The organism is Salinarimonas sp. (genome assembly GCF_046292825.1).
In the GTDB taxonomy this organism is placed as follows: Bacteria; Pseudomonadota; Alphaproteobacteria; order Rhizobiales; family Beijerinckiaceae; genus Salinarimonas.
The window spans coordinates 39,361-63,732 of the sequence record NZ_JBKBQG010000018.1; the positions used below are offsets into that span (position 1 = coordinate 39,361).

The window sequence follows — 24,372 nt, forward strand, 5'->3', positions numbered from 1 at the left end:
GCCTCTGAGCGGAGCGAAGGGGTCGGGTGGGGCCCGACGCTTGCAGGAAAACCCCAACCCGGGCCCCACCCGGCCGGCCTCGCTCCGCTCGCCCGTCCACCCTCCCCTCCGGGGAGGGAGATCGCGAATTCATCCCTCCCCGGAGGGGAGGGTGGCCTCGGGAGCGCGAGCGACCGAGGTCGGGTGGGGCCCGACGCGTGCAGGAAAACCCCCACCCGGGCCCCACCCGGCCGGCCTCGCTCCGCTCGTCCGTCCACCCTCCCCTGCGGGGAGGGATGGGCTCGTGCGGCGTCTCGCAACTGGCCGGCGGCCGCCGACTGCCCTATAGCATCCGCACGAAGACGGTCCGCGACCCGGCGAGGAACGTGCACGAGAGGCGGAGCATGGCGGAGGCTGTTGCGATGGACATGCCCCGGGACGGCACGCGGGCGCGGCGGGCCGCCTTCGCGTTCGGCCCCCTCGCCCTCGCGATCCTCGCGGCGATCGTTGCCGGGCTCGCCGGATTGCACGCGCGCGGGCTGATCGGGAGCGCGGCCGAGCCCTTCCTGTTCGGCTATTTCGTCGAGCGCTTTCCCCTGTTCACGGCGCTCGTCGTCTATGCGACCGCGCGCGTGGTGCTCGCCGGCACGCTCGCGCCGGGCGGCCCGCTTTATCTGCGCCTCGCGCTCCTGCCGATCGCGCTCGGCCTCGTGCTCGCCGGCGCGCTCTATCCGACGACCGGAGGAATCGTGGTGCGCGCGGCCTATTTCACGGGCGGCATGGCCTTCCTGCAGGGAACGCCCGCGCTCGCCGCGACCGCGATCGGCGCCCTCGTGTCGACCGCGCTCTTCGCGAGCCTCATGGGGATCGCCGTGATGATCGCGCGGCTCTCCCCGCGCGTCGACCGTCGCGCGGCGGGGGCGGCGGCGTTGCGCTTCCTCGCGCTCGCCTGGGCCGCCCTCGTGATCGCCGCCCCGACGGCGCTCGGGGTGCCGCTTTTGGGAGAGTGGCCGATCTGGCCGATGAGCCCCGCCGAGACCGCCGCCGCGGCGGCGCTCGTCGCCCTCGCGCTCGCCCCGCACGCCTTGATCGGGTGGGCGACCGGCCGCTGAGCCGGCTTTTTCCTCAGCGCTGGCCGCGTCCGCGGCGAACGACCCCATCCGACCTGTCGCCTGCGGCGCGGGGCCACCTTTCCCTGAGAGATTGAAAATCTTTCCGCGCCCGTCATTCCGGGGCGCGAAGCGAGCCCGGAACCCAGATCCACGACGCTGGTTCGAGCGCGCATGCGCGCTCGCTCCGCAACCCGAGACAACGGATATCTCAAAGGACGCAGCCTACAGGCTGCTCATCAGAGGTCGGGAGTCTGGATTCCGGGCTCGCTTCGCGCCCCGGAATGACGGCGTGGAGGTTCTAGGAGAAAGATTCACAACTCCGAGGGGAAGGAGAGGGACGGCGCGTCCGTGTTTTCGCGTTGACTCCCCTCCTGTCGTATGGCACTCGAACGTTATAACATAACATACCTGATCCCACGACATTCACGAGCGATCCCATGCGCAGCGACGATCCCCGTCTGCCCGTCACCGTGCTCTCCGGCTTTCTCGGGGCCGGCAAGACGACGCTCCTCAACCACGTGCTCGTCAACCGCGAGGGCCGCCGCGTCGCGGTCATCGTCAACGACATGAGCGAGGTGAACATCGACGCCGATCTCGTGCGCGCCGGCGGCGCGGACCTCTCGCGCACGGACGAGAAGCTCGTCGAGATGACGAATGGCTGCATCTGCTGCACGTTGCGGGACGATCTCCTCGCCGAGGTCCGCCGGCTCGCCGCCGAGGGCCGTTTCGACGCGCTCCTGATCGAAGGCACCGGCATCGCCGAGCCGCTCCCGATCGCCGCGACCTTCTCCTTCCGCGACGAGGCGGGAGCAAGCCTGTCGGACGTCGCGCGGCTCGACACGATGGTGACCGTCGTCGACGCGATCAACCTCCTCGCCGATTACGGATCCCACGATTTCCTGCGCGATCGCGGCGAGACGGCCGGCGAGGGCGACGCGCGCACGCTCGTCGATCTCCTCGTCGAGCAGATCGAGTTCGCCGACGTCGTCGTGATCAACAAGGCGGACGACGTCCCGCCCGAAAAGCTCGATCTCGTGCGCGCGGTGGTCCGCGGGCTCAATGCGGATGCGCGGATCGTCGAGGCCTCGCACGGGCGCGTCCCGCTCGATGCCGTGCTCGACACGGGGCTCTTCGACGAGGAGAAGGCGCAGACGCACCCGCTCTGGTACAAGGAGCTGTTCGAGCCGCACGCGCATGTTCCAGAGACCGAGGAATACGGCATCGGCAGCTTCGTCTACCGCGCCCGCCGCCCCTTCCACCCGGAGAGGCTCGACGCCTTCCTGCGCGCGACCTGGCCGGGGCTCGTGCGCGCCAAGGGCCATTTCTGGCTCGCCACGCGGCCGAACTGGGTGGGCGAGCTCTCGATCGCGGGCGCCCAATGCCGCACGAGCGGGATCGGCTCGTGGTGGGCCGCCGTGCCGAAGGCGCGCTGGCCGGATCATCCCGAATGGCGCCGAATCCTCGACCGGAACTGGTCCGCGACCTGGGGCGACCGGCGCCAGGAGCTCGTCTTCATCGGCACGTCCCTCGACGAGGCCGCCATGCGCGCGGCGCTCGACCAGTGCCTCGTCGGGTCGGCGGTAACGCCGCGCTTCGAGCCCGACCGTTGGCGCGCCCTGCCCGACCCGTTCCCCCTCTGGGGAAGCACGGATGCGCGCGCGAGCGCTTGACGCGGACGCCGAGGGCGCCGAATGTCGCATCCGTCGGTTCCCCGAGAGGGGACGAAGAGGGAATCCGGTGAGCCCGTCCAGGCGGGCGATGCCGGAGCTGCCCCCGCAACTGTGAGCGGCGAGCCTTCGCCGGGACATGCCACTGATCGACGGGCTTCACGGCCCCCGAATCGGGAAGGCGGACGAAGGCCACGACCCGCGAGCCAGGAGACCTGCCGACGCACGACGGATCACGCGACCGGGCGGGGTGTCCCGGAAGGAGAGCGTATGGACGATGCCTATTCCCAGCGCGGCCGGCGCCGCGACGGAGCCCTCACCCTGTCGATCTGCACCCGCTGCCGCGACGGCCGCGAGGACGCGCACGACGAGGAGCGCGGCGGGGCCCGCTTCGCCCGCGCCATTCTCGACGCCTTCGCCGAGCGCCGCGGCACGCTTCCGCCGGTCGTGATCCGGGGCGTCGCCTGCATGAGCCAGTGCAAGCGGCCCTGCACGGTGGCGCTCTCCGCGCCGGGGCGCTTCACCTATCTCTTCGGCGATCTCGATCCGGTCCGCGACGCGCATGCCGTCCTCGACGCGCTCGCGCTCTACGCGTCGGGCGAGGAGGGCTTCATGGCGCGCGACGCGCGGCCCGAGCCGATGCGCGCCGGCATACTCGGCCGCATCCCGCCCATCGACACGGCGAGCGCGCTCGTCACCACGCTCGCCTCCCCTGCCCTCGCCTCTTTGGAGCCCTCCCGATGATCCGCCTTCCCCGCCGCGCGCTCCTCGCGGGCGCTGCCGCCTTCGCCCTCGGCGTGGCCTCCCCCGCGCTCGCGGCAGAGCCGGCGCCTCTGCGCATCGGCAAGACCTTCCTCGCCGGCGCGCTCGACCCGGCCGAGGGCTCGGCCGGTTGGGCGCTCGTGTCGCACGGCATCGCCGAACAGCTCTTCATGGTCTCGCGCGAGGGCGTGGTGGAGCCGCGTCTCGCGGAGAGCGCCGTGCAGGAGGACGACGGAGCCTGGATCGTCACGCTCGCGGACGGCCGCTCCTTCTCCGACGGCAGCCCGGTCGACGCGCAGGCCGTCGCCGCCGCGCTCACCCGAACGAGCGAGCGCAACCCCGCCGCCCGCGCGAGCGCCGGGCGCCTCGCCTTCGCGCCGATCGACGATCGGCGCCTGCGCGTGACGAGCGAGGAGCCGACCGCGATCCTGCCCTCTATCCTCGCCGAATGGGTCTTTCCCGTCTATCGCGAGACGCAGGCGGGCATCGTCTTCACAGGGCCCTACCGCGTCACGGCCTTCGAGCCCGGCGCCTCGCTCGCGCTGGAGCCGAACCCGCATCACGAGGGCGCCGAGGCGCGGGTGCCGATCGTGCTCTCGCGCATCGCCGACGGGCAGTCGCTGGCGCTCGCACTGCGGGCGGGCGAGCTCGATCTCGCCTTCAACCTCCCCGTCGAAACGCTCGGCCTCGTCGCCGCCGATCCGAGCCTGACGGTGCGCTCCTTCCCCGTCGCCTATCAGTACATGATGTGGATGAACACGCGCGAGGGGCCCCTCGCGGACGTGCGGGTGCGCCGCGCGATCGATCTCGCGCTCTCGCGCGAGGACCTCGTGCGGGCGATCCGCGGCGGCATCCCGGCGACCGGCGCCTTCGCGCCGACCTTCCCCTTCGCGGCCGAGGCGCCGATCGCGACCGATGTCGAGGCGGCGCGCGCGCTCCTCGAGGAGGCCGGCTGGCGTCCGGGGTCGGACGGGGTGCGCGCTAAGGACGGCGAGCGCCTCGCGCTCTCCCTCGTCGCCTATCCGCAGCGGCCCGATCTCGTCACGCTCCAGCCGGTGATCCGCGCCGCGCTCGCCGAACTCGGCATCGCGGTGACGACGCAGGTGACCGAGGATGCGAACGGGGTCGCGACGTCCGGCGATTTCGACCTCCTCCTGTGGGCGCAGCACACGGCGCCCGCCGGCGACCCGGCGCATTTCCTGGCGCTCTTCTTCGAGACTGGCGCCGCGCGCAATTACGCGGGCTTCTCGAGCGAGGCCTACGACGCGCTCGTCGCCGACTTGCGCGCGACGCAGGACCCGGCCGAGCGCGTCCGGCTCGCCCGCGCGGCGCAGGCCCTGATCGCCGAGGAGGCGCCGGTCGCCTTCCTGGTGACCCCGGAATGGCATGTCGGGCTCTCCGCCCGGCTCGCCGGCTACGAGCCTTGGGGATCGGATTATTACGTGATCCGCCCCGATCTGAAGCCTGCGGACTGAACCGGCGGTGCGGGCGCTCGGCGGATCGGCGCGGTTCCTCGCCTCCTGGCTCCTCGTCGTCGCGGGCGCGTTCCTCGCGCTGCGCCTGATGCCGGGAGACCCGGTCGCGCGGCTCGTCGCCGAGATGGGCGTGCGCCCGAGCGCGGAGGTGATCGCCGGCTATCGCGAGGCCTTCGGGCTCGAGGGATCGCTCGCGGCGCAGTTCCTCGCCTGGCTCGCCGGCTTCGTCACGCTCGATTGGGGCGTCTCGCCGGTGACGGGGCGGGCGATCCTGCCCGATCTCGCCGCGCGGGCGCCCTGGTCGATCGCGATCGGAATCGGCGGGCTCGGCCTTGCCACGTGTCTGGGCTTCGCGCTCGGCTTTCGCGCGGCGGTGCGGCCCGGCGGCCTGGCGGAGGCGACGAGCCGGGCGCTCGCGGTCGCGGGCCAGGCGCTGCCGGCCTTCGCGGTGGGCCTCGGCCTCCTGTGGCTCGTCGCCGTCGAGTGGCGCCTGATCCGTCCCTTCTCCGGCCCGCCGCACGAGCGGCTCCTCCTGCCGATCCTCCTCGTCTGCGCCTTCTCGATCGGCTCCGTCGCGCGCCTCTCCCGCGCGGCCTTCGCGGAGGTCTCGCGCGCGCCCTATCTCGCGACCGCCCGCATGAAAGGCCTCTCGCCGCGCGCCGCGCTCTGGCGGCACGGGCGCCGGCACGCGGCGCTCACCGTGCTCGCCGCGACGCTCCCGGACATGGCCTGGGTGATCGGCGGCACGGCGATCGCCGAGATCGTCTTCGGCGTGCCGGGGATTTCCGAGCGGGTGCTGTCGGCGGTGCATGCGCGCGATTACGGGGTGTTGCAGGCCTATGTGGCGCTCGTCGCGCTCTGGCTCCTCGCCTGCGCGGGCGCGGCGGGGGCGTTGCGGCGGCGCCTCGATCCGCGGGTCGCGCCTTGAGCGGGCGCGGGCGCCTCCTCGTCCTCGCCCTCGTCGTCGGCATCGCGACCGCCGGCGCCCTCGTCCAGCCGCAGGACCCGCACGCCGTCGATCTCGACCGGATCCTCGCCGCCCCCTCCCCCGCGCACTGGCTCGGGACGGACCATCTCGGCCGCGACGTTGCCTCGCGCCTCCTCGCAGGGGCGGCGCCCGCGCTCGTGGCGATCGCGGTCGCGCTCGCGGCGACGCTCGGGCTCGGCACGCTCGCCGGCGCGCTCGTCGCGCTCGGGCCTCCGGCTCTGGCCTCGGCGACGCGGCGGCTCGCCGAGATCGCCCTCGCGCTGCCGGTTCTCGTCGTCGCCCTCGTCGTCGCGGCCGCGATGGGCGCCGGCCCCGCCACCGCCGGGCTCGCCTTGGCGGCGAGCGCCTGGGCGCCCTACGCGATCACGATCGCGGGGCTGCTCGAGCGGCTCTCGGCCGAGCCCTATTGGCGCGCGGCCGAGGCCTTGGGACTGCCGCGGGCGCGCGCGGTCGCCCGCCACCTCCTGCCCGCGCTCGCGCCCCCTCTCGGCGCGCTCGCGGGCGCCGATGCCGGGCGCGCTGTGATCCTCGTCGCCTCCCTCGGCTTTCTCGGGCTCACGGGGGATACCGGGCGGCCGGATTGGGGGACGATGATCCACGAATACCGCATGTTCCTCTTCGACGCCCCGCGCCTCGTGATCGCGCCGAGCGCCGCCATCGCCGCGCTCGCCCTCGCGCTCAACCGCGCGCTCGATCCCGGAGCGTTCTCACGCGGGCACTGAGCGGGGCGAGGATGCGGGCAGTTGCAACCGGCTCCTCCCGGACGCAAGATGCGCCCACATCCGGAAGCCGCCTGCATGACGCGCCGCTCGCTCGACCAGACACTTGACTTCATCCAACGCGTCGACCGTGCCGCGACCTACGAGGAGGTGTGCGCAGCGCTCCTCGAGATCGCCCGCCGATACGGCATCACCAACTTGCTCGCGGGGACGATGCCGCCGCCCGGCGCCAATCGCAGCGTCCAGCTCGGCCACGTCGTGCTCGATCATTGGCCGGAGGAGTGGGCGCGGCGCTATTTCAGCCACGGCTACCTGTTCGTCGACCCCGCCATCCGGCGCTGCCGCGAGGCGCGCACGCCCTTCCTGTGGAGCGAGCTCGGCGAGGAGACGGCGGAGGATCCCTCCGCGCGCCGGGTGATGAACGAGGCCGGAGATTTCGGGCTGCGGGCCGGATTAACGGTGCCGCTCGCCACGCTCGAAGGCGAGTTCGCGGGCGTCTCCTTCGCAGGGGACCGGGTCGAGATCGACCCCCGGACGCGCGGCATGCTGACGCTGCTCGCCACCTATGCGCTCGGCCGCGGCCTTCAATTGCGTGCGAGCGGGGCGGCGCGCCTGCGCCCCAGCCTCTCGCCGCGCGAGCGCGAGGCGCTGCAATACGCGGCGGAAGGCAAGACCCAGTCCGAGACGGCCGACCTCATGCGCATCAGCGAGCACGGCGTCGACAAGCACATCCGCACGGCCAAGCAGAAGCTCGGCACCCGCACGCGCACGCACGCCGTGGCCGAGGCGATCCGGCTCGGGCTCGTCGAATAGGCCTTGCTGTCCAAGGCTTAAGTCTAAGGAGAGGCGGAAGGTACGGAAATCCGTACTGGCGTGCGGGGGACGAGCGCCATTCACTCCGTTGCGGTCGCAAGCGCAGATCGGTGTAGGGAATGGACGATATCGGCTCGGCGGGAGCGGAGGCCTTGGCCTGGGCCTTTCGGGCGAGCGTCATCGCGGCCGTCGCCCAGGAGGAGCGCATCCTCACATTCGGGGCGAACCGGACCGACGAGGACAATCTGCGGCGGATGTGGCGGGAGACGGACCGCCTCGCCGAGAAGCTTCTGGCCCTGCCGCCGATGCCGGGCCTCGACGCGCGCATCAAGCGTGAGGCCAAGGATTGGCTCGCGAGCGACGCGCAGCCCCGGCGGCGGATCTCCGGATCGCGGGCGATCTCCACGCCGGGCCTCGACCGGCTCGTCGCGGAGGCGTCCACCGAGGGCGGTCGCGTGGCGCTCGCGACGGTCGGCGCGGTCCTCGCCAAGGCCGCCTACAGCGCGAGGCGACGCGCCCAAGGGGACAGCGCGGCGACCGAAGCGTTGCGGGCCTTGCAGAAGCTCGGCAAGCGTCTCCAGGAGACGCGCCCCGGCCCGACGGCGAACGCCGCGGATGCCGCCGGAGAAGCGGGAACGGAACGTGCGGGTTCGGCCCCCGCCCAGCCGAATGATCGCCGCCGATCGCGGCCCCCGCGCTGCTACGAGTGAGCCGCGCGGGCGACCGTGTCCCCCGGCGGGCATCCGCTCACCGCGCCGCCTCGAGCAGCTTCACCGCGGCGGCGCGCGCTTCTTCCGTGATGGTGGCGCCGGCGAGCATGCGGGCGATCTCGTCGCGGCGGGGAGCGTCGCCGAGCGGCATCACGCGGGTCGCCACCCGCTCGCTGTCGGGCACCGGCTCCTTGGCGATGAGGTAATGCGCGCCCGCTCGGGCGGCGACCTGCGGCGCATGGGTGACGGCCATCACCTGAACGCGCTCGGCGAGCCGGGCGAGCCTCTGGCCGATCGCGTCCGCGACCGCGCCGCCGACGCCGGTGTCGATCTCGTCGAAGACGAGGGTCGGCGCCGAACCCTTGTCGGCGAGCACCACCTTCAACGCGAGCATGAAGCGCGAGAGCTCGCCGCCGGAGGCGACCTTCATCATCGGGCCCGGCCGCGTGCCGGGATTGGTCTGCGCCCAGAATTCGACGCGGTCGAAGCCGGCGGCATCGCGCACGCCCTCGTCGGTATCGATCTGGGTGATGAAGCGGGCGCGCTCGAGCTTGAGCGGCGGCAATTCCGCCTGCACGGCGGCGTCGAGCCGCTCGGCGGCGGCGCGGCGGGCGGCGGAGAGGCGCGCGGCGGCGTCGCGATAGGCGATATCGGCGGCGGCGAGCGCGGTTTCGAGCGCCGCGAGGCGCTCCTCGCCGGCATCGATCGCGGCGACGTCGTCGGCGTAGCGGGCGGCGAGCGCGGCGAGGTCGTCGGCGGGCACGTCGTATTTGCGGGCGGCGGCGCGCAGGGCGAACAGGCGCTCCTCGACGGCCTCGAGCTCGCGCGGGTCGAACTCGGCCGCGCGGATCGCCGCCTCCAGCGCCTCGCGCGCCTCGTCGAGCGCCACGAGGGCGGCGTCGAGCGCCTTCACCGGCGGGTCGACGAGAGCCGGCGCCTGCGCCGCGCGGCGCTCGAGCCGGCGCACGGCCGCCGAGAGATTCGCCACGGGCGAAGAATTGCCAGCGACCGCGTCGAAAGCCTCCGAGAGGTCGCTCGCGACCTTCTCCGCCTGCATCATCGCGGCCCGCCGCTCGGCGAGGCTCTCCTCCTCGCCGGGCTGGGGCGCGAGCTTGCCGAGCTCCTCGACGGCGTGGCGCAGGAAGTCCGCTTCGCGCCGCGCCGCCTCGATTCGGGCGCGCTGCGCGTCGAGGGCGCGGGCTGCATCGCGCACGGCGCGCGCCGCCGACGCGACCTCGGCCCCCAGCGTCCCGAGCCCGCCGAAGGCGTCGAGGATGGCGCGGTGGGTGGCGGGGTCGACGAGAGCGCGATCGGCGTGCTGGCCGTGGATCTCGACGAGGGCGGCGCCGATCGCGCGCAGGACCTGAACGCTCGCCGGCTGGTCGTTGACGAAGGCGCGCGTGCGCCCGTCCGCCACCTGCACGCGCCGCAGGATCAGGTCCCCTTCGGTGTCGATCTCGGCCGCGCGGGCGATCGCCCGGGCGGGATGGTCGGCGGGCACGTCGAAGACGGCGGTGATCGAGCCCTGCCCCTCGCCGTGGCGCACGAGCGAGCCGTCGCCGCGGCCCCCGAGCGCGAGCGAGAAGGCGTCGAGCAGGATGGACTTGCCGGCGCCGGTCTCGCCGGTGAGCACGCTCAAGCCCTCGGAGAAGCCGAGCTCCAGGCGATCGATCAGGACGATGTCCCGGATCGCGAGCTGGACGAGCATGGAGCGCTCGTCAGCCGCCGATGCCGATCACCGTCCGCGTGAAACCGCGGAAGGCGCGGCTGATCCACGAATCGGCGTTCGCGCGCGGCTCGAGCCCGCCCGATTGCAGGAGCGCGAAGCTGTCGCGGTACCACTCGCTCTCGGGGAAATTGTGCCCGAGCACCGCGGCCGCGGTCTGCGCCTCGTTCGTGATGCCGAGCGCCATGTAGGCCTCGACGAGCCGCGCGAGCGCCTCCTCGACGTGGCGCGTGGTCTGGTATTGCGAGACCACGATGCGGAAGCGGTTGATGGCGCCGGTGAAATTGCGGCGCTCGAGATAGAAGCGCCCGACCTGCATCTCGTGACCGGCGAGCTGGTCGCGCGCGAAGACGATCTTGGCGCGGGCATCCTCGACGAATTCCGAGTTCGGATAGCGGTCGATCAGTTCCTGGAAGGCGCGCAGGGCCTGCTGCGTGCGCTCCTGATCGCGGGTGATGTCGGGGATGCGGTTGTAGTTCGACATCGCGAGGAGGTATTGCGCATAGGCCGCGTCCGGCGTCGCCGGATAGAGCTGCAGGTAGCGGCGGGCGCTGGCCTCGGCCTCGTCGTACATCTGGCCGCTGAACTGCGCGAAGGTCTGCATCAGGAGACCGCGGCGCGCCCAGTCGCTGAAGGGGTAATTGCGCTCGAGCTCCTCGAACGCCTCCGCCGCGCGGCTGAACTCGTTGCGCTCGAGCCGCGTGAGGCCGAGATTGTAGAGTTCCTCGGCCGGACGGATCTCGACGGCCTCGGTCCGGTAGGTCTCACCCCTGGAGAAGGGATTGAGCGACGACATGGTCTCGCAGCCGGCGAGCACGAGCGCGAGCGCCGAGACCGCCGCGATCCGAACGGCGCCGGCTTTCGCGCCCCGATACCCATTCGCGAAAGACATGCTCCGATGAACCTCCGAGGACCATGCGGTGCCGAGAATCCGGCGCCGTCCGTCGCTCTTTACCCCAGCCGTGGCGTTCGCGAAAGCGGGTTTGCCGGCCGAATTGCAGGAAGCGCCGGGCCGGTGCGCGAGAGCGACACCACCGGGCGGCGCGGGCTGGTGCAGCGGGCGGCTCAGCGCGCCTGCCCGAAGGCCGCGATCGGCAGGCGCGCGGACGCCTCCGCCGGCTCGGCACGGCGGGCGCCGCCAGCCTCGACGATCTCGTAATTGCCGCGATCCGAGAACAGGGCGGCGAGCGCCTCGAAATTCAGGCGGTGGCCGCCGCGGCAGGCCCGGTAGGCGCCGATCAGCGGGTGGCCGGCGAGCGCGAGATCGCCGATCGCGTCGAGAAGCTTGTGGCGGGCGAACTCGTCGGCGTAGCGCAGCCCTTCCGGATTGATCACCGCGTCCTCGCCGATCGCGACCGTGTTCTCGAGCGAGGCGCCGAGCGCGAAGCCGGCCTTCCAGAGCTGCTCGACGTCGCGCATGAAGCCGAAGGTCCGCGCCGGAGCGACCTCGCGGCGGAAGGCGCCGGGCGAGAGCTCGAGCACGCGGCGCTGTCGGCCGATCACGGCCTGGGGGAAATCGATCTCGACGTCGAGGCGGAACCCCTTCTCGGCCGGGAGGAGCTCGACGAAGGACGCGCCGCGTTCGACGCGAATCGGGCGGCGGATCTTGACGAAGCGGCGCGGCGCTTCCTGCGCGACGAGGCCGACCGAATCGAAGGCGGCCACGAAGGGCGCGGCGGAGCCGTCGACGATCGGCAGCTCGGCGCCGTCCACCTCGACGAGCGCGTTGTCGATGCCGAGGCCCGCGAAGGCCGCCATCAGATGCTCGATCGTCGCGACGGCCCCCGAGGAGCGGTCCCCGATCACGGTGCACAATTCGGTGGCGCAGACATTGAGGTGGCGGGCGTCGATGAGGCGGTCGATGCCGTTCGGCAGCCCGGTCCGGAGAAAGGCGATCCCGTGATGGGGCGCCGCCGGCCGGACGATCATCCGCACGCTCTGACCGGAATGGACGCCGATACCGACGATCTCGACAGGTCCGCGCAGCGTGACTTGGTTGATCTGCTTCATCTTTGCCCACTCCGGACCAGGACCGACCGCCGAGGGCGACGTTGTCCGCCGCACTCCGAGGGAGGCTCCTGTCCGTGTTCTCAGCCCCGCGGGAGACTCGCGCGGTTGCGCGGGCTCCTCTTCGAATGTGGCCGCACCATAGTCCCGTCTGCAGCGACGGCCAAATCACGCTTTCTAACGCTCTGTTACAAGTCGCCACGATTTTGCCGGATCGTCGCCACCGGTCGGAAAAAGCGAGAGCGCCCCGACACTTGGCCGGGGCGCTCGAGCTGTGGATCGACGGGACGGGAGGGCTTTTCAGTTCGCCTGGCGACGCAGGAAGGCGGGGATCTCCAGCTGGTCGTCGTCGAGGCTGCGCGCGGGAGCCGGAGCCGGCGCCGGGGGACGGCCGTGCGAATCGAGCGCCCCTTGCGCCGGGCGATAGGCCTGCGGAGCGGCCGGACGCTTGGCGTATTCGGCATGGACCGGCGACGGCGCCGCAGGCGCCTGCGGATGCTGCGCGTGAGCCGGATGCGGCTGCTGCACGGGTGCCCGCGGCGCGGCGGCGGCGGGAGCCGGAGCGGCGGCGGGACGCGCCGGCTCGTCGCGGCGGCCGAAGCCGACGGTCGCGAGGCGGTGCAGGAGACCGCGCTTCTGCTCCTGATGCTCGGGCTCGGGACGCTGGGCGCGCAGCTGATTCTGCGCCGGCAGCGGCAGCTCGTCGACGCGCGGCATCCGCGGCGCGCGCAGGACGCGCTCGGGCTGCGGCGGCACGAAGACCTCGTCCGGATCGCCGTGACCGGCCGCGTGCGGATGCATCGGAGCCTGCATCTGCGGCGCGGGCTGGGGAGCCGGCTCGCGGGCGGCCGTCAGATCGGCCATGGCGGCGGCGACCGCCTGCTCGGCCGCGCTCGCGGCGGGCGCATGCGCCGCGGGAGCCGGGGCGTGCGCCACGGGGGCCGGAGCCGGCTGCGGCTCGACCGGCGCGCTCGCGACGGGGGCGGCGACGGGCGCGGCGACGGGGGCTGCGACCGGAGCCGCGGCGATCGGCGCCGGCTCGGCCGGACGGGCCGGCTCGACGGGCCGGGCGGGGACCTGCGGCACCGGCGAGGGCGCCTGCGGGGCGACGCCCTGGGTCAGCGCCTGGGCATGAGCCTGGGCGGCGCGGGCGCGGGCCTCGGCGCGCAGGCGCTCGGCGACCTCGGCGATGCGCTGCTCGGTGGCGCTCACCGTCGCGGCGGCGGCCGCGATCTCGCTGTCGATGCCGGTGGCGACCACCGAGACGCGGATGACGCCCTCGAGCGACGCGTCGAAGGTCGCGCCGAGGATGATGTTGGCCTCCGAATCGACCTCCTCGCGGATGCGGGTCGCCGCCTCGTCCACCTCGTAGAGGGTGAGGTCGGGGCCGCCGGTGATCGAGATGAGGAGCCCGCGGGCGCCCTTCATCGAGACGTCGTCGAGGAGCGGGTTGGCGATCGCAGCCTCGGCCGCCTGCTGGGCGCGCTTGTCGCCGGAGGCCTCGCCGGTGCCCATCATCGCCTTGCCCATGCCGCGCATGATCGCGCGCACGTCGGCGAAGTCGAGGTTGATGAGGCCTTCCTTCACCATCAGGTCGGTGATGCAGGCCACGCCCGAATAGAGCACCTGGTCGGCCATCGCGAAGGCGTCGGCGAAGGTGGTGCGCTCGTTGGCGACGCGGAAGAGGTTCTGGTTGGGGATGACGATCAGGGTGTCGACGTTCGCCTGCAGCTCGTCGATGCCCGAATCGGCCAGCCGCATGCGGCGCGAACCCTCGAAGTGGAACGGCTTCGTGACGACGCCGACGGTGAGGATGCCCATCTCGCGCGCGGCCCGCGCGATGACGGGGGCTGCGCCGGTGCCGGTGCCGCCGCCCATGCCGGCGGTGATGAAGACCATGTGCGCGCCCGACAGCTGGTCGCGGATCTCGTCGAGCACCTCCTCGGCGGCGGCGCGGCCGACATCGGGCTGCGAGCCCGCGCCGAGGCCTTCCGTCACCGCGACGCCCATCTGCACGATGCGGCTCGCGCGCGAGGAGGCGAGCGCCTGCGCGTCGGTGTTGGCGACGACGAACTCGACGCCCTGCAGGCCCGAGTCGATCATGTTGTTGACGGCGTTGCCGCCGGCGCCGCCGACGCCGAACACCGTGATGTGCGGCTTGAGTTCCCGGATGTCCGGAGCATGCAGATTGATCTGAGGCATGTTTCGAGCCCTCTCGTGGCCTTGTCCCGTGTCGCGGCGCTCTCGCGCCCCCTGTCGATCCCCGATCCGCGCCCGCCCGTTACGCCGGCGGTACGCGGCTTCCTCTCAAAAACTCTCACGCAGCCAGCGGCCCACCCGGGACAGGTATCCCTGTCCCTCGCCGCTCCCCGCCGACCCGCCCTCGAAGCGCTCGAGGTGGGCGACCTGGGGGTAGACGAGCAGGCCGACGGCAGCCGAAAAGGCGGGTCCCTTCGCCGCCTCCGGCAAGCCCTTGATCCCGAGCGGCCGTCCGATGCGGACCTGGCCCTCGAGAATGCGGCGCGCCGTCTCGGGCAGGCCCGAGAGCTGGCTCGCGCCGCCGGTGAGCACCACCCTGCGACCGGGCCGGGCCGGATGACCGGCCGCGACCAGGCGGTCGCGCACGAGTTCGAGGATCTCCTCGACCCGCGGCTTGACGATGCGCACGAGGTGCGATTTCGGCAGATGGTTGGCGACGTCGCGCTCGTCCTCGTCCACCTGGGGGACGCTGACGAGATCGCGCTCGTCCGCCGCCGAGGCGATGCAGGCGCCGTGCAGCGTCTTGAGCCGCTCGGCCGCCGCGAGCCGCGTCGCGAGCCCGCGCGCCACGTCCATCGTCACGTGGTGCCCGCCCACCGCGACGGCGTCGCAATGGACGAGGTGCCCGTTCTCGAACACGCCGACCGAGGTGGTGCCGCCGCCGCAATCGACGACGACGACCCCCATCTCCGCCTCGTCGTCGGCGAGCGCCGAGAGGCCGGAGGCGTAGGGCGTGGCCACCACCGCCTCGACGCCGACATGGCAGCGTTCGACGGCGAGCATCAGGTTGCGCGCGGCCGCCGCCTGGGCGTCGACGACGTGCAGGTCGACGCTGAGCGTATCGCCCATCATGCCCGTCGGATCGGCGATGCCGGTCTGCGCGTCGAGCGCGTAGGCGACGGGCAGCGCGTGCAGGCCGACGCGGCCTTGCGTGACCGCGTCCGCGCCGGCGAGGCGCAGGGCGCGCTGGATGTCGGTCGGCCCGACCGTGCCGCGCGCCGTGATGCTCGCCGCGCGCCGCTCGGAGCCGAGCCGGCCGCCGGTGAGATTGACGATGACGGACTGGATCTCGACCTTCGCCATCCGCTCGGCGGCGTGCACCGCCTGGCGGATCGAGCTCTCCACGGCCTCGAGATCGACGACGGCGCCGCCCTTCATGCCGAGCGCGCGGTGGTGGCCGATGCCGAGGATGCGGGCGAGATGGGTGCGCCCGCGCAGGGTCTCGGGACCGTCCCAGGGCTGGAGCTGGGCGACGAGGCAGACCACCTTCGAGGTGCCGACGTCGAGCACCGACAGGATGGCGGATTTGCGCGCCGAAAGCGGGCGCAGGCGCGGGGTGAACGACGACCGGCTCATGTCCGCACTCCCCGGCCGCGCATGGGCCGCCCTCGCAGGCTCTCGGTCCGTGCCGCCGCCGCGTCTTCCGTCAGGCGCACGACGACGCGATCGGGGATGCGCAGGTCGACCGCGATGATGTCCTTGCCCGTCAGCCCGTAGCGCTGCTCGAGCCGCACGAGCCGCTGCAGGGCGGCCATGGGGTCCTGCTCGGGCAGGCGCACGTCGAGCCCGTTGTCGAGCTGGAGCGTCCAGCGCCGCTCGGCGACGAGCGTGCCCGCGCGGATGCGCTCGCGCAGGGCGCCGGCCGCGTCGACGAGGGCGAAATAGTCTTCGAGCCGCTCGTTCGCCGCCTCGCCCACCACGAGCGGCAGCGTCGCGTAGCGCGGATCGTCGCGGAAGAGGTCGATCACCGCGCCGTCGGCGGCGATGACGTAGACCTGGCCGTCCACCTGCCAGAGCGCGTAGGGCTCGCGCTCCACGAGCGCGATCGAGACGCGATTGGGAAAGAGCTTGCGCACCGAGGCGGAGGCGACGAGAGGCAGCGATTCGAGCCCCTCGCGCGCGATCGCCACGTCGAGGAAGGGCAGCGAGCTCTTCGCGGAGATGCCGGCGGCGGCGAGCACCTCGGTCTCGTGCAGGCGGGCGATGCCGGAGATCGTCACCGCCTCGATGCCGAAGCCGACGGCGCGCGCGGCGATGTCGCGGGGCGCGCCGTTCTCCTTCAGATAGGCGTCGATCTGGCCGCCGAAGCCGAGACCCGCGAGCGCGACGAGGCCGGCGAAGGCGGACAGGAGCAGGCTGCCGGAAAAGCGCGGCAGCGCGCGGGCGATTCGGTCGAGGCGGTTGCGGCGGCGCTCGCCACCCGCCGGGAGGGCGAAGGCCGGGATCGGCGCGGAGGCGCTCGCGCCGCCGGCAGCGAGCGGGCGCGCGGGGGCGCCGCCGCCACCGCGGGCGGTCACCGATCCAAAGATGCGTCCTCCACCATCCATCGAACGAGCTCACCGAAGCCGAGGCCCACATGGGCCGCCATTTCGGGCACCAGGCTCGTCTCGGTCATGCCGGGCTGGGTGTTGACCTCCAGTGCCACGAGCTGGCCCGAACCGTCCGGGCCGTCGTCGTAGCGGAAGTCGGTGCGGGTCACCCCCCGGCAGCCGAGTGCTTGATGCGCCGTTAACGCCAACTCTTGGACGCGTTGGTAAATTTTCGGTTTAAGATCCGCCGGAAGGATGTGGATGGAGCCCCCCTTGGCGTACTTCGCATCGTAGTCGTAGAAGACCCCCGTGGCGGGCCGAATCTCTATGATGTCCAAGGGCTTGTCCCCCATGACGCCGCAGGTCAGCTCGCGTCCGGGGACGAATTTCTCCACGAGAACCGTGTCGCCGTAGGGCCAGTCCTCGCGGGCGATCTCCTGGGGCGGATGGGTCCTGTCCTCGCGCACGATGACGACGCCGAAGGAGGAACCCTCCCGCACGGGCTTGACCACGTAGGGCGGCTCCATCAGGTGGCGCTCGGCGGCCTCGAATCGGGAGGCGATTCGCCCCGTCGCCACCGGAACCCCCGCCGCCGCCATCACGGTCTTGGCCTTGTCCTTGTCCATGGCGAGCGCGGAGGCGAGCACGCCGGAATGGGTGTAGGGGATGCGCAGATATTCGAGCAGGCCCTGGATGCGCCCGTCCTCGCCGTTCGGCCCGTGCAGCGCGTTGAAGGCGACGTCCGGGGCGACGCGCGCGAGCTCGGCGGCGACGTCGCGGCCGACGTCGACGCGGGTGACGCGGTAGCCCTCCCCCTCGAGCGCGTCCGCGCAGGCCTTGCCGCTGGCGAGGCTCACCGGCCGCTCGGCCGACCAGCCCCCCATCAGGACGGCGACGTGGGTGCTGCGCTCGGGCATGGGGGCTTTCCTTTCTCTATGGTGGACGGAGGGTGAGGGATCGTGCTGAACGCGCGGTAAACGCGCGAGCCGGCGAGATGGAGCGGAGGCAGGCGCGCTGCGGCGGGCGCGAATCGCCTCGCGCGCGCGATTGCCGTTGCAAGCGCCCCCCGCGCCGTGCGACAGGCTCGGGCACGCCCGCACGCCCGGAGACAGCCCCATGACCGAACCAGCGCCCGCGCTCACGACCGAGGACGTCCTCGCCGAGTTCCGCGAGGCCGGCGCGCTGCTCGAGGGCCATTTCGTCCTCTCGTCGGGCCTGCACAGCCCCGTCTTCCTCCAGAAGATGGCGATCTTCCAGGATCCGGTGCGGACCGAGCGCCTGTGCCGCGCGCTGGCCGGCGCGATCGAGGCGCGCTTCGGGCGGATCGACGTCGTCGTCTCGCCCGCGATCGGCGGCATCGTCCCCGGCTACGAGACGGCGCGCCATCTCGGCGCGCGCGCGATCTTCGTCGAGCGCGAGGCCGGCGCCTTCGTGCTGCGCCGCGGCTTCTCGATCCCCGCCGGCGCGCGCGCTGTGATGGTCGAGGACATCGTCACGACCGGGCTCTCCTCGCGCGAATGTCTCGCCGCGCTCGCGGGCGAGAAGGGCGAGATCGTCGGCGCCGCCTGCCTGATCGACCGCTCGGGCGGGAGCGTCGATCTCGGCGTGCCGCTCGTGGCCCTCGCGAGCCTCGTCGTACCCGCCTATCCGGCCGATGCGCTGCCGCCGGAGCTCGCCGCCCTTCCGGCCACGAAGCCGGGCAGTCGCGGATTGCAATAATCCTTTCTTGAGCGTAAAAGATGCCTTGACCGGTCGCGGGAGCCGCGGCAGTATCCGTACACAATGGTGTACAGAAGTTCAGAATTGTTCCAATCTGGCTTGTGGCTACCAAAATGGTCGCGATCGCGCTTGCGTGCGGTCGCGTTTCGTTCATGATCGAAAAGGCTCATTTCGGAGACATTGCAATGGACCAACGAGAACGAATTGCCGTATTCATCGATGGCGCCAATTTGTACGCCACGACCAAGACTTTGGGCTTCGATATCGACTACAAGCGGTTATTGAAAGAATTTCAATCCAGAGGTTATCTGCTGCGGGCCTTCTACTACACCGCTCTCGTAGAGGATCAGGAGTACTCCTCGATCCGTCCGCTGATCGATTGGCTCGATTACAACGGCTATTGCGTCGTGACGAAGCCGACGAAGGAATTCGTCGACTCGACCGGCCGCCGCAAGGTCAAGGGCAACATGGACATCGAGCTCGCGATCGACGCGCTCGAGCTCGCCCAGCACGTCAACCACATCGTCCTCTTCTCCGGCGACGGCGACTTCCGCTCCCTCGTGGAGGCGCTGCAGCGCCGGGGCGTGCGCGTCTCCGTCGTGTCGACGATCTCCACCCAGCCGCCGATGGTCGCCGACGAGCTGCGCCGGCAGGCCGACGAGTTCATCGACATCGTCTCGCTCCTGCCGAAGATCGGTCGCGATCCGGCCGAGCGGCCGCAGCGCGATTATGCCGAGCGTGCGGCCCGCTTCCAGAACGGCGGACCCGGCCTCGAGCGCCGCTACGGCATCCGCACTCAGAACCCGCCCGGCGAAGAGGACGACGTCGGTCCCTGATCCATCGCGGCGGCCGACGGGCCGCCCGAGAGACCCATACGAGAAGGGCGCCCCCCGCTCGGCGGAGGGCGCCCTGTTTCGTTCGGAGGTCGGGCGCGCCGAGCGCCGTCAGGCGACGGCCGCGTCGATGGTGCGCGGGCCGGCGCCCGTCGCGATCGGGATCAGACGCGGCTTCTTCGCCTCCGGGATCTCGCGCACGAGGTCGACGTGCAGGAGCCCGTTCTCGAGGGTCGCGCCGGTCACCTGGACGCCGTCGGCGAGCTGGAAGCGGCGCTCGAAGGCGCGCGCGGCGATGCCCTGATAGAGCACTTCACGCTTCTCGCCGGCCGCGTCGGCCTGCTTGGCGCCGCGGATCGCGAGCGTGTGCTCCTTCACCTCGAGGGTGAGGTCCGCCTCGGTGAAGCCGGCGACGGCGACGGTGACGCGGTACGCGTTCTCGCCGGTGCGCTCGATATTGTAGGGCGGATAGCTGTTCTGCGCGTTGGTCTCCACGCCGACGAGCTGGTCGAGCGCCGAGAACAGGCGATCGAAGCCGACGGTGGAGCGATAGAGCGGGGAAAGATCGAAGTGACGCATGGCATATCCTCCATGAGCGACATGCGGTTGGCGGGTCCGCCGTCCGGCCGGACCCCTGAAGTCGCGCCGCCGTCTCGGCCGGCGCATCCTCGAGATGGGAGCCCCTCGCCCACGCTTCAAGAGGGGAAGGATCGCGCGCGAGGCAGAGACGCCGCCTCCGCAGCCGCCGTCGTGAGAGTCCGTGAATCTGTCGAAGGCTGTCATCCCGGGCCGCGAAGCGGACCCGGGACCAGTACACACCGACGACGGTTCGAGCGCGCATGCCGCGCTCGCTGCACCACCGTGCAGCGGGTTCGATCGTCTACGACACGCAGCCTACAGGCTGCGACTGACGCGTCGTGGATCTGGGTCCCGGATCGCCTTCGGCGTCCGGGATGACACCGCAACGATAGATTTTCAGATTCCGAGGGGAAGGAGAGCGGCCCTCCGAACCCGGTCCGGAAGCGTCTCCCTCGTTTCGCCGCGGGCAAAAGCGGTCTAGGGTCTGCGCCATGAAGCTCGTCTCCGTCGTCGACAATCCCGTCCCAATCGCCACCGAGGTCTCGCGGATCCGCGCGGCCGACGGCGTGGGCTTGCGCGTCGCGCGCTTCGAGGCGCGCGTGGAGCGCCCGCTGGGGACCGTGACGATCTATCAGGGCCGCGCGGAATTCATCGAGAAATGGGCCGAGCCGATCGCGGAGCTCCTCGATCGCGGCTTCGCCGTCGTCGCCTTCGACTGGCGCGGACAGGGCGCCTCGGACCGGGCGTTGGAGGACCCGCGCAAGGGCCACGTGCGACGCTTCCGCCATTACGCCCGCGACGTCGAGGCGATCGCCGCGCAGGTGCTGCCCAAATGCCCCGGCCCGCATTTCGTGCTCGCCCATTCGATGGGCGCGGGCATCGCGCTCGATCTCGCCCGGCACGGGCGGCTGCCGGCCGAGCGGCTCGTGGCGCTCTCGCCGATGATCGCGCTCGCGGCGATCGACCGCCCCCGCGTCGCGCGCGCCTATATCCGCGCGAGCCGGCTCGCTCTCCTCGGCGGGACCTACGTGCCCGGCGGCGGCGAGACCTCCGTGATGACGCGGCCCTTCCCCGGCAATCCCCTCACCTCCGACGAGCGGCGCTACGTGCGCAACGCCGGCATCGCGGCGGAGGTGAAGGAATGGGCGGTCGGCGCGCCGACGGTCGCCTGGCTCGACGAGGCCTGGTCGCTGATGCGCACGCTCCAGGCCCCGCGCGCCGCGCTCGACATCCGCATGCCGGTCCTCATCGTCGCGGGAGGGGCCGATCGGGTGGTGTCCACCCCGGCCGCCGAGCGTTTCGCCGCCTGGTTGAAGACCGGCCCCGCTCTCGTGATCCCCGGCGCCCGCCACGAGCTCCTCAACGAGAGCGACGCGATCCGCGCCCGCGTCTGGGGCGCCTTCGACGCCTTCGTCCCCGGCACGGCGGGCGCGGGTCTCTCGAAGGACCGGCAGAGGGCGGTGAGCCTGCGCTGAGCGGGCCCACCGCGCGCTCACGCGGCCTGCGCGCTCGTCCCCCAGCGCTGGTGGAGCACGCGCTCGAAGGGCGAGAACAGGAGCCTGTCCGCCGCGAGCCCGACGATCACGATCACGAGCATCACGCCGATCACCTGATCCATCGCGTTCAACTCGCGGCCGTAATGGAGCACGTGGCCGAGGCCGAAGCCGGAGAGGATCGTCACGTAGATCTCCGCCGCCATCAGCGAGCGCCAGGCGAAGGCCCAGCCCTGCTTCATGCCCGTCACCAGGAAGGGCAGCGAGGCCGGCACGATCACCCGCACCCAGGTATGGAGCCCGCGCGAGCCCATCGTGCGCGCGACGCGGGCATAGATCGGCGGGATGGCGCGGGCGCCGTGCTCGGTCGCGATGGCGACGGACCAGAGCGTGCCCATCACCACGATGAACAGCATCGCCGTCTCCGTCTGGCCGAACCAGAGGAGCGCGAGCGGCACCCAGCAGACGGAGGGCAGCGTCTGGAGCCCCAGGGCGACGGCGCCGACCGTGTCGCGCATCGCCTGCGAGGCGCTGAGGAGGAGGCCGAGCGGCAGGCCGATCGCGAGCCCGATCGCATAGCCGGCGAGGAGCCGCCAGCCGGTGACGAGGCTCGCCTCGAGGAGGGTGCCGTCCGCCGCCGCCGCGAGGAGGAAGCGCCCGACGTCGCTCGGCGGCGGCAGGATCACCCGCGACCACAGCCCGCTCGCGACCGCGCTTTGCCACAGGAGGAGGAGGCCCGCGAAGAAGGCCACGACGACGAGGATGCGGCGGGTCATCGGGGCGTCTCCTCGGCGAGGGCGATCGATTTGAGATCGGCGGCGATGGTCGCGGCGATCTCGGCGAGCGCCACGCTGTTGACGTCGCGCGGGCGCGGCAGGCCGACCGCGTGCTCGCTCGCGATCCGGCCGGGCCGCGGCGCCATCACGACGACCCGGTCGCCGAGGCAGACGGCCTCGCGGACGTTGTGGGTGACGAGGATCGCGGTCTTGCCCGTCGTCGCGAAGATCCGCTGGACGTCCTCGTAGAGCCGCTCGCGGGTGAGCGCGTCGAGGGCGGAGAAGGGCTCGTCCATGAGGAGGAGCGCCGGGTCGGGGGCGAGCGCGCGGGCGAGCGCCACGCGCTGGCGCATGCCGCCCGAGAGCTGATGGGCGAAGGCGCGCTCGAAGCCCTTCAACCCGACGAGCGCGAGATGCGCGTGCGCGATCTCCCGCCGCGCCGCCTCGTCGAGATCCTTGCGAAGCCGCAAGCCGAACATCACGTTGCCGAGCGCGTCGAGCCAGGGAAAGAGCCCCGCCTCCTGGAACATCACGAGGCGATCCGGGCCCGGCCCCGTGACGGGGCGCCCCTCGGCGAGGACCCGCCCGGCATCGGGGCGCGCGAGCCCGGCCATGATGTCGAGAAGGGTCGATTTCCCGCAGCCGCTCGGGCCGACGAGGCAGACGATCTCGCCCGGGCGCACCGCGAGCGAGACGCGGTCGAGCGCCTGCACGCTCCCGTGCCGTCCCGAAAAGCTCTTCGAGACCGCCTCGACGGCGAGCTTCGCCGCGGCCGGGGCGATCGTCTCGCGCGCAAACTCCAGATCCGTCGCGCGCGGGATCGAGCGGATGGCGAGCGGCCTCATGCGCCGGCCCTCACGAGACGGTCGAGCGCCGGCACGTCGCGCAGGAAGCCCACCGCCTGCGCCTTGGCGACGAAGCTCTCCAATTCGGCGAGCGCGATCTCGCTCGCGATCTCCATGCGCGGCCAGGCGCGCGCCACGATCTCGGGAGCGAGCGCGGCGCGGAAGGTGGCGGCGAGCTCGTCGCGGACCATGTCCTGCGCCGCTTCGGGATGCTCGCCGATCCAGAGGGTCAGCTCGCGATGGGCGGCGACGAAGCGGCCGAGGAGCTCGGGCTCCTCGTCGGCGAAGGCGCGGCGGGTGGCGAGCACGGTCGTGATCGCGTCCGTCTCCTCGACGAGCACCCGCCCTCCGGCCTCGAGCTCGAGGCGCGACACCCATGGCTCGACCGTCCAGACCGCGTCGAGATCGCCGCGCGCGAAGAGGGTCAGCTGGTCGGGATTGGCGGTCGGCACGACGAAGGCGTCGCCGCCCGTCTGCGTGATGCGCAGGCCGCCGGCCGCGAGCCAGGCGCGGGCCGCGACGTCCTGCGTATTGCCGAATTGGGGCGTGCCGATGCGCCGGCCGCGGAAATCGGCGGGGCTCTCGAGCCCGAGATCCGGGCGCACGACGAGGGCGGCGGCGCCGCGCACCGCGCCCGCGACGATCCGGATCTCCTCGCCGCCCGAGCGGGCATAGGCGTTCAGCGCGGGATTGGGGCCGACATAGGTGATGTCGAGGCCGCCGGTGAACACCGCCTCCATCGCGCTCGGCCCCGCATTGTAGGCGTACCACTCGATCGAGACGTCGCCGAGCCGCGGCGCGAACCAGGGCTCGCCGCGCCGCTCGAAGGCGCGGGCGACGAGGGCGTGGGCGTGAGTGAGGTTCGGGAAATGGCCGACGCGCAGCACGCCGGCGGGACGGGCTCGGGCGATGCGGGGCGCGGCCGCGCTCGCGGCGAGCGCGCCGAGGCCGAGGCCGAGGAGGAGCGCCGAGCGGCGGGTGAGAGAGAGGAACCGAGGAGAGGCGACCATGACCGTGTTCCTCCGTTGAACACGATCAAGCTGGTCGGCTTTATCGGGTTTGTCAATTCACCTCTCGTTCACCATGTCCGGCCGCGCGTCGCCATGGTGAACGGCGCCGCCCGCGATCGCGTCGGCGAGGCTCGTCGTCTCGAGCACCGCGAGCTGCGCCTCGTAGGCGACGCCGAAGACGCGGCGAATGCGGCAGGCCTCCTCGTCGGCGCAATCCTCGCAGCGCCGATAGGCGGTGCGCGAGAGGCAAGGCAGCGGCGCGACCGGGCCGTCGACGAGGCGCAGCACGGGACCGAAATAGATCTCCCCCGGATCGCGCAGCAGAACGAAACCGCCGCCCCGCCCCCGGCGGCTCCCGACGATGCCGGCACGGCGCAGGTCGAGCAGGATCTGCTCCAGGAACGCGCGGGGAATGGCGTGCGCGGCGGCGATCTCGCCCGCCTGAAGGGTCGTTCCCGGCCCCGCCTCGGCGAGCGCGATCAGCGCCTTGAAGGCGTAGCGGGCCTTCTGGGAGATCATCCTGCGCGGTCCTCCGGTGTTTCCGACGCGCCTGCCATACGCGACCGTGCCGACGCGGTCACCCCCCGCGCG

23 protein-coding genes and 1 riboswitch are annotated in these 24,372 nt (G+C 72.2%); of the genes, 11 read left to right on the forward strand and 12 right to left on the reverse strand.

The annotated features are described in order from the left end of the window. The first annotated feature begins 383 nt into the window (after positions 1-383). From ACK4UM_RS10790 to ACK4UM_RS10825, 8 genes are all read left to right on the forward strand, one after another. Complete coding sequence (locus ACK4UM_RS10790) at positions 384-1,091, forward strand: hypothetical protein (protein ID WP_409798630.1); 708 nt, start codon at positions 384-386, stop codon at positions 1,089-1,091. A gap of 437 nt (positions 1,092-1,528) precedes the next feature. Further along, positions 1,529-2,761, forward strand: coding sequence for a zinc metallochaperone GTPase ZigA (gene zigA / locus ACK4UM_RS10795; protein ID WP_409798632.1), 1,233 nt, complete (start codon positions 1,529-1,531; stop codon positions 2,759-2,761). Positions 2,762-2,778: 17 nt separating this feature from the next. Continuing rightward, a riboswitch (cobalamin riboswitch) is annotated at positions 2,779-2,996 on the forward strand. Between the two features lie 32 nt (positions 2,997-3,028). Beyond that, positions 3,029-3,502: a DUF1636 family protein gene (locus ACK4UM_RS10800; RefSeq protein ID WP_409798634.1), complete on the forward strand. Its 474-nt coding sequence runs from the start codon at positions 3,029-3,031 to the stop codon at positions 3,500-3,502. After that, positions 3,499-4,995 carry an ABC transporter substrate-binding protein gene (locus ACK4UM_RS10805; protein WP_409798636.1) on the forward strand — a complete coding sequence of 499 codons (1,497 nt, stop codon included), beginning with the start codon at positions 3,499-3,501 and terminating at the stop codon, positions 4,993-4,995. The genes ACK4UM_RS10800 and ACK4UM_RS10805 overlap by 4 nt, the downstream gene beginning before the upstream one ends. Positions 4,996-5,002: 7 nt before the next feature. Next, positions 5,003-5,923, forward strand: coding sequence for an ABC transporter permease (locus ACK4UM_RS10810; RefSeq protein ID WP_409798638.1), 921 nt, complete (start codon positions 5,003-5,005; stop codon positions 5,921-5,923). Further along, on the forward strand, positions 5,920-6,705 hold the full coding sequence (locus ACK4UM_RS10815; protein WP_409798640.1) for an ABC transporter permease: 786 nt from the start codon (positions 5,920-5,922) through the stop codon (positions 6,703-6,705). Before ACK4UM_RS10810 ends, ACK4UM_RS10815 begins: the two co-directional genes overlap by 4 nt. 75 nt (positions 6,706-6,780) lie before the next feature. Then, the gene (locus tag ACK4UM_RS10820) at positions 6,781-7,515 is read left to right on the forward strand and encodes an autoinducer binding domain-containing protein (RefSeq protein ID WP_409798642.1); all 735 of its coding nucleotides are present in this window, start codon (positions 6,781-6,783) and stop codon (positions 7,513-7,515) included. Between the two features lie 152 nt (positions 7,516-7,667). Beyond that, entirely contained in the window at positions 7,668-8,225 is a 558-nt protein-coding gene (locus ACK4UM_RS10825) for a hypothetical protein (RefSeq protein WP_409798644.1), read from the forward strand. A 37-nt stretch (positions 8,226-8,262) separates the two neighbouring features. Here the strand turns inward: ACK4UM_RS10825 and recN are convergent, their stop codons facing one another. The 7 genes from recN to ACK4UM_RS10860 form a co-directional block, all read right to left on the reverse strand. Further along, positions 8,263-9,933 (reverse strand): DNA repair protein RecN, encoded by a 1,671-nt coding sequence (gene recN / locus ACK4UM_RS10830; protein ID WP_409798646.1) that lies wholly within the window; start codon positions 9,931-9,933, stop codon positions 8,263-8,265. A 10-nt stretch (positions 9,934-9,943) separates the two neighbouring features. Beyond that, positions 9,944-10,843 (reverse strand): outer membrane protein assembly factor BamD, encoded by a 900-nt coding sequence (locus ACK4UM_RS10835; protein ID WP_409798648.1) that lies wholly within the window; start codon positions 10,841-10,843, stop codon positions 9,944-9,946. A 173-nt stretch (positions 10,844-11,016) separates the two neighbouring features. Beyond that, positions 11,017-11,961, reverse strand: a complete 945-nt coding sequence (lpxC, locus tag ACK4UM_RS10840; protein WP_409798649.1) for a UDP-3-O-acyl-N-acetylglucosamine deacetylase — start codon at positions 11,959-11,961, stop codon at positions 11,017-11,019. Between the two features lie 297 nt (positions 11,962-12,258). Beyond that, on the reverse strand, positions 12,259-14,160 hold the full coding sequence (gene ftsZ, locus ACK4UM_RS10845; protein ID WP_409798651.1) for a cell division protein FtsZ: 1,902 nt from the start codon (positions 14,158-14,160) through the stop codon (positions 12,259-12,261). A gap of 105 nt (positions 14,161-14,265) precedes the next feature. Further along, the gene (gene ftsA, locus ACK4UM_RS10850) at positions 14,266-15,573 is read right to left on the reverse strand and encodes a cell division protein FtsA (protein ID WP_409798652.1); all 1,308 of its coding nucleotides are present in this window, start codon (positions 15,571-15,573) and stop codon (positions 14,266-14,268) included. Next, complete coding sequence (locus tag ACK4UM_RS10855) at positions 15,570-16,544, reverse strand: cell division protein FtsQ/DivIB (RefSeq protein WP_409798654.1); 975 nt, start codon at positions 16,542-16,544, stop codon at positions 15,570-15,572. The genes ftsA and ACK4UM_RS10855 overlap by 4 nt, the downstream gene beginning before the upstream one ends. After that, positions 16,511-17,443 carry a D-alanine--D-alanine ligase gene (locus ACK4UM_RS10860; RefSeq protein WP_409798656.1) on the reverse strand — a complete coding sequence of 311 codons (933 nt, stop codon included), beginning with the start codon at positions 17,441-17,443 and terminating at the stop codon, positions 16,511-16,513. The genes ACK4UM_RS10855 and ACK4UM_RS10860 overlap by 34 nt, the downstream gene beginning before the upstream one ends. A 199-nt stretch (positions 17,444-17,642) precedes the next feature. On the opposite strand from ACK4UM_RS10860, the gene pyrE reads away from it, so the two are divergent. Further along, a complete protein-coding gene (pyrE, locus tag ACK4UM_RS10865; RefSeq protein ID WP_409798658.1) occupies positions 17,643-18,245 on the forward strand; it encodes an orotate phosphoribosyltransferase in 603 nt (200 codons plus the stop codon). A 185-nt stretch (positions 18,246-18,430) separates the two neighbouring features. Continuing rightward, on the forward strand, positions 18,431-19,081 hold the full coding sequence (locus ACK4UM_RS10870) for an NYN domain-containing protein (RefSeq protein WP_409798703.1): 651 nt from the start codon (positions 18,431-18,433) through the stop codon (positions 19,079-19,081). A 108-nt stretch (positions 19,082-19,189) separates the two neighbouring features. On the opposite strand, the gene ACK4UM_RS10875 is transcribed toward ACK4UM_RS10870, so the two are convergent. Next, entirely contained in the window at positions 19,190-19,657 is a 468-nt protein-coding gene (locus ACK4UM_RS10875) for an Hsp20 family protein (protein ID WP_409798660.1), read from the reverse strand. 491 nt (positions 19,658-20,148) lie between these two features. On the opposite strand from ACK4UM_RS10875, the gene ACK4UM_RS10880 reads away from it, so the two are divergent. Continuing rightward, on the forward strand, positions 20,149-21,132 hold the full coding sequence (locus tag ACK4UM_RS10880; RefSeq protein ID WP_409798662.1) for an alpha/beta fold hydrolase: 984 nt from the start codon (positions 20,149-20,151) through the stop codon (positions 21,130-21,132). Between the two features lie 17 nt (positions 21,133-21,149). Here ACK4UM_RS10880 and ACK4UM_RS10885 read toward each other — a convergent pair whose 3' ends face one another. The 4 genes from ACK4UM_RS10885 to ACK4UM_RS10900 are packed head-to-tail and all read right to left on the reverse strand — an operon-like array spanning position 21,150 to position 24,300. After that, a complete protein-coding gene (locus ACK4UM_RS10885) occupies positions 21,150-21,926 on the reverse strand; it encodes an ABC transporter permease (RefSeq protein ID WP_409798664.1) in 777 nt (258 codons plus the stop codon). Continuing rightward, complete coding sequence (locus ACK4UM_RS10890; protein WP_409798665.1) at positions 21,923-22,771, reverse strand: ABC transporter ATP-binding protein; 849 nt, start codon at positions 22,769-22,771, stop codon at positions 21,923-21,925. Before ACK4UM_RS10890 ends, ACK4UM_RS10885 begins: the two co-directional genes overlap by 4 nt. Then, positions 22,768-23,781: an ABC transporter substrate-binding protein gene (locus ACK4UM_RS10895; RefSeq protein WP_409798668.1), complete on the reverse strand. Its 1,014-nt coding sequence runs from the start codon at positions 23,779-23,781 to the stop codon at positions 22,768-22,770. Before ACK4UM_RS10895 ends, ACK4UM_RS10890 begins: the two co-directional genes overlap by 4 nt. A gap of 57 nt (positions 23,782-23,838) precedes the next feature. Next, positions 23,839-24,300, reverse strand: coding sequence for an RrF2 family transcriptional regulator (locus tag ACK4UM_RS10900; RefSeq protein ID WP_409798669.1), 462 nt, complete (start codon positions 24,298-24,300; stop codon positions 23,839-23,841). Positions 24,301-24,372: the final 72 nt, after the last annotated feature.

Coding starts and splice junctions, on each gene's coding strand:
- ACK4UM_RS10880 (WP_409798662.1), top strand. CDS start 20,149: ATGAAGCTCGTCTCCGTCGTCGACAATCCCGTCCCAATCGCCACCGAG.
- recN (WP_409798646.1), bottom strand. CDS start 9,933: ATGCTCGTCCAGCTCGCGATCCGGGACATCGTCCTGATCGATCGCCTG.
- zigA (WP_409798632.1), top strand. CDS start 1,529: ATGCGCAGCGACGATCCCCGTCTGCCCGTCACCGTGCTCTCCGGCTTT.
- lpxC (WP_409798649.1), bottom strand. CDS start 11,961: ATGAAGCAGATCAACCAAGTCACGCTGCGCGGACCTGTCGAGATCGTC.
- ACK4UM_RS10790 (WP_409798630.1), top strand. CDS start 384: ATGGCGGAGGCTGTTGCGATGGACATGCCCCGGGACGGCACGCGGGCG.
- ACK4UM_RS10820 (WP_409798642.1), top strand. CDS start 6,781: ATGACGCGCCGCTCGCTCGACCAGACACTTGACTTCATCCAACGCGTC.
- ftsA (WP_409798652.1), bottom strand. CDS start 15,573: ATGAGCCGGTCGTCGTTCACCCCGCGCCTGCGCCCGCTTTCGGCGCGC.
- ACK4UM_RS10860 (WP_409798656.1), bottom strand. CDS start 17,443: ATGCCCGAGCGCAGCACCCACGTCGCCGTCCTGATGGGGGGCTGGTCG.
- ACK4UM_RS10900 (WP_409798669.1), bottom strand. CDS start 24,300: ATGATCTCCCAGAAGGCCCGCTACGCCTTCAAGGCGCTGATCGCGCTC.
- ACK4UM_RS10875 (WP_409798660.1), bottom strand. CDS start 19,657: ATGCGTCACTTCGATCTTTCCCCGCTCTATCGCTCCACCGTCGGCTTC.
- ACK4UM_RS10870 (WP_409798703.1), top strand. CDS start 18,431: ATGGACCAACGAGAACGAATTGCCGTATTCATCGATGGCGCCAATTTG.
- ACK4UM_RS10855 (WP_409798654.1), bottom strand. CDS start 16,544: ATGGATGGTGGAGGACGCATCTTTGGATCGGTGACCGCCCGCGGTGGC.
- ACK4UM_RS10885 (WP_409798664.1), bottom strand. CDS start 21,926: ATGACCCGCCGCATCCTCGTCGTCGTGGCCTTCTTCGCGGGCCTCCTC.
- ftsZ (WP_409798651.1), bottom strand. CDS start 14,160: ATGCCTCAGATCAATCTGCATGCTCCGGACATCCGGGAACTCAAGCCG.
- pyrE (WP_409798658.1), top strand. CDS start 17,643: ATGACCGAACCAGCGCCCGCGCTCACGACCGAGGACGTCCTCGCCGAG.
- ACK4UM_RS10890 (WP_409798665.1), bottom strand. CDS start 22,771: ATGAGGCCGCTCGCCATCCGCTCGATCCCGCGCGCGACGGATCTGGAG.
- ACK4UM_RS10805 (WP_409798636.1), top strand. CDS start 3,499: ATGATCCGCCTTCCCCGCCGCGCGCTCCTCGCGGGCGCTGCCGCCTTC.
- ACK4UM_RS10800 (WP_409798634.1), top strand. CDS start 3,029: ATGGACGATGCCTATTCCCAGCGCGGCCGGCGCCGCGACGGAGCCCTC.
- ACK4UM_RS10835 (WP_409798648.1), bottom strand. CDS start 10,843: ATGTCTTTCGCGAATGGGTATCGGGGCGCGAAAGCCGGCGCCGTTCGG.
- ACK4UM_RS10895 (WP_409798668.1), bottom strand. CDS start 23,781: ATGGTCGCCTCTCCTCGGTTCCTCTCTCTCACCCGCCGCTCGGCGCTC.